General features: G+C 58.2%; 2 protein-coding genes. Both read right to left on the bottom strand.

What is annotated here, in order from left to right; all coding sequences use genetic code 11:
• Nucleotides 1-705: transaldolase family protein (locus ABX749_RS28615; protein ID WP_372899040.1), on the bottom strand; the 705-nt coding region annotated here is incomplete at its 3' end.
• Between the two features lie 155 nt (nt 706-860).
• Entirely contained in the window at nt 861-1,979 is a 1,119-nt protein-coding gene (dnaN, locus tag ABX749_RS28610) for a DNA polymerase III subunit beta (RefSeq protein ID WP_372899039.1), read from the bottom strand.
• Between the last annotated feature and the right edge of the window lie 751 nt (nt 1,980-2,730).

The raw sequence follows: 2,730 nt of genomic DNA, 5'->3' as shown, positions 1-2,730 counted from the left end.
GACGTTGCGGAAGCTGGCGCCCATGACTTCCGTTTTGTAATCGAATTTCTTGTAGTACTCATAGATCTGCCCGACCGACTGGACGCCTGGGTCATCGGCACCGCTGTATTCCTGTCCGGTCGACTTCTTGTACCAATCGTAAATCCGACCGACGAACGGCGAGATCAACTGCACCTTGGCTTCGGCACAGGCGATCGCTTGAGGCAGCGAGAACAGCAACGTCAAGTTGCAATGAATGCCTTCTTTCTCCAGCACCTCGGCCGCCCGAATGCCTTCCCACGTCGACGCGATCTTGATCAGCACCCGGTCTCGCTCAATCCCTTCGCTGGAATACTGGTCGATCAGCCGCTTGGCCAACTCGATGGTGCCCTGGGTATCGAACGACAATCGTGCATCGACTTCGGTGGACACCCGCCCCGGAACGATCTGCAAGATCTCCTTGCCGAACAGGATCAGGACGCGATTGAGAATGCTGTCGATGCGTTCTTGGCCGCTGAGCGATCCACCGGCGTGTTCGTCGATCGCTTGTTCGATCAGGTGAGCGTATTGCGGTTGGCCCGAAGCGGCCAGGATCAGCGACGGGTTGGTGGTGGCGTCCTGCGGCGCGAACTCCCGCATCGATTCGAAGTCCCCCGTGTCGGCGACCACTTTGGTGAACTGTTTGAGTTGATCGAGCTGACTGGCCGGATTTGAAACGTCGTTCACGAGCACTGTTCCCCTAAGTGGAATGGTCTTGGTCCGTTAGATGATGATTCTGTCATCGGTAGCCTAGCATGGCCGCCTTCGGAGGACCAAACCGAATTCGTTCCCCATCCCCGCCGTTCGGGGGCAACGGCCGATCCTGCCCCCCAAAGGGTGTTTTATCGATCTCGTGACATCGGCATGATCACGTACGAATAGCCATCGTCGGTGGTCATCAAGGCCGGCGAGGCTCCGGATTCGATCTCGATTTGAAAACTCTGCTCGCGGTCGAGCACCTTGCAAAAATCAGCCAGGTAACGGTGGTCCATCGTCAGCGTGATCGGTTCGCCGTCGTAGGCGATCGGCAATTCGATTTGTGATTGCCCGACATCCTTGGTGCTCGCTTCCAGTTTCAACGTTCCGTCGCCGAAGGTGAAATCGATGCCACGACTTTCTTGATCGGTCACGATCGCCGCCTGCCGCAGCGCCGCGAACACCGGACCGACGGTCAGGTCCAATTGAACCGCGTCGTCGCGTTTGGGGATCACTTGCCGCCACGTCGGATAACGCCCTTCCACGAGCCGTGAATAGATCACCGCCGTTTTGGTTCGCAGCAACAAATCGCTTTGCCGCGCCGCGACATCCACCGTGTCTTCGTTCTCGTCGACCGCCCGTTCCATCAACTGAATCGCCCGCGTCGGCACGATCGTGCTGGTGCCGCTGGTCTCGTGCCCGCCGATCGATTCGCCTTCGCCCTGCATGCTGGCCAGCCGGCGTCCGTCGGTTCCCACCGCCGTGACCGAATTGCCACTCATCTCCAACAGCACACCCCCGAGGGCGAAGCGGCTGTTGTCGGTGTCGGTGGCGAAGACGGTTCGACGCACCATCGAACGGAAAAACCGCGTCGAGATCACGTGGTATTTCTCTTCTTCGAATGACACCACCGGCGGAAACTCGTCCGGGTTGCTGCCGGGCAACCGAAACTTGCTCCGCGCCCCGCTGACCTGAATCCCCGAATCATCGGTCTGCAGCGTCAACGTCTCATCGTTGCTTTCTCGCAGGATCGCCATCATGCGTTGCACTGGCAGCAGCGCGGTGCCTTCGGTTTCAATCTCCACCCCTTCCTCGACTTCCAATCGGATCCCGACTTCCATATCGGTCGCGGTCAGTGTGAGCTTGCCGCCCGACGCGGTGATTTTCACGTTCTGCAAGATCTCCTTGGGAGACCGAGCCGGGGCGACACTGGCCGCCAGTGAAAAGGCATTCGTCAGGGGTTCACGCGAGCAAGTTATCTTCATGGATGCAAAGCAATCGGCTGGAGGAGCGATTTACAGGCTCCATGTTTTAACCCAATCCGTCGGTTTCGGCAGCATGGCACCACGAGCCGTCCACGTTTCATCCGATGGGTTTTTATTCTGGTTAGATGTATTTATTTATCGTCGTTATCGTAATCTTTCCGAAGATGCCGTCAGTGGATCCCATTTGGCAGCAATAAGTACCTTCGCCAGAACCACTTACGCGACACAGGGGTTGGTGGAAAAGCCGTCGGAAATGTGTCGGTCCGATGTCGGGGAAGTCGTCGGTTGCTGACAGTGGCCGACAGCGTGGTAGGTCGGGATCGATTCGATCAACGATTCGGTCATCCGGGTACCGACGGGGCACCAACGCGTTTTCCACTTCCCAGCGGCCAAGAAAAATCGAGAAAGAGGGCCGGCAACGGGGCGAGCAGGCCGCACAGTTCCCAAAGTCACCCACCCTGTCAGGGAGGGTCAAGCGAAGCGAGGGGAAGGTTGCAGGCTGGCTGTCGTACGTGTGCCTGGGGTGCTTTTGATCGATCCATTGTTTGAAGAGCACAGCCACAGAGAACACCCACGGATGGCAGCGCGAACCCAAGGATAAAATGCAGCCTGGTGATCCGTGGGTTCGCGCTGCCATCGGTGGGTGTTCTCTGTGGCTGTGCTCCTCGAACAATGGATCGATCGATAGCACCCGATGCACACGTACGACAGCCAGCCTGCAACCTTCCCCTCGCTTCGCTTGACCCTCCCT

This window comes from Stieleria sp., assembly GCF_041595215.1.
Lineage (GTDB): Bacteria > Planctomycetota > Planctomycetia > Pirellulales > Pirellulaceae > Stieleria > Stieleria magnilauensis.
This window is presented reverse-complemented; position numbering and strand designations above follow the sequence as displayed.